General features: G+C 60.3%; 1 pseudogene. It reads right to left on the reverse strand.

What is annotated here, in order from left to right:
* Positions 1–945: pseudogene (locus tag DEF47_RS01760) on the reverse strand (hypothetical protein); the annotation flags it as partial.

The following is a 945-nucleotide window of genomic DNA, read 5'->3' on the forward strand; positions in this document are numbered from 1 at the left end:
CGCATTGGTTTGATAGCGCGTGGTGTGCCCATTCGGGTCAACCACGGCATGCAGATCCCAACTATTACTCGCACCTGGTTCGGTATAGCGATAGCGGGTCGTCAGGGCCATGCCGTCGGGATCGACCACCGTGGTCAACACCCGCCCAGCAGCATCGTAGCTGGTCGTCGTGGTGATCGCCGTACTGGGGTCGTGTGCTCCCACCACGGTCGCAATGGGTCGTCCAAGCGCATCATAGGTATAGTGGGTCTGTTCCCCGGTTGGCAGTTCCGTCCATGCCAGGTGATCCCGATCCGTATAGTGGAACGTCGTCACCTGCTGACGCGGATCACGCACACGAACCACCCGACCCCAGCCATCATAGGTGGTGGTGGTGCTGGCTGCGACCGCTGAATAGCCCGCAACGGCAGTGGTGTTAACCGTCACCGTTTCTGGTTGGCGCAATGCCGTATAGGTATAGGTCGTGATACTGCCCCGCGCATCGGTTTCACTCAGGACTTGGCCATCAGTGGTATAGTCCCGTTGCATCAGCTGACCACTCGGGGATTGGACAGCGGCCAGCCACCCTTCGGGGGTATAGGTCATGACCGTCGTGTGCTGCATGGCATCGGTTACTGCAACCAGATCCCCCACCGCATCATAGGTATAGGTCGTGGTCTCGCCCAGCGCATTCGTCACGCTGATGGGCACACTGGCCACTGGACTGAGCGATGCATAGCCATAGGTCGTGACCGCTGGCGGACGATTCGCCCCTTGGGCCGTGCTTTCGCGCACCACGCGGCCATGCAGGTCATAGGTGACGGTCGTTAAGATTGCCCGACCGTGCACATCGACGACTTCGGCAATCGGTTGGTTGTCGGCATTGTAGACCCGGGTCGTCACCATGCCCCGTTCGTCGCGTTCCTGCACCCGATTACCCACCGCATCATACCAATACTGGCGGGC

Source organism: Herpetosiphon sp. (genome assembly GCF_003512625.1).
In the GTDB taxonomy this organism is placed as follows: Bacteria; Chloroflexota; Chloroflexia; order Chloroflexales; family Herpetosiphonaceae; genus Herpetosiphon; species Herpetosiphon aurantiacus.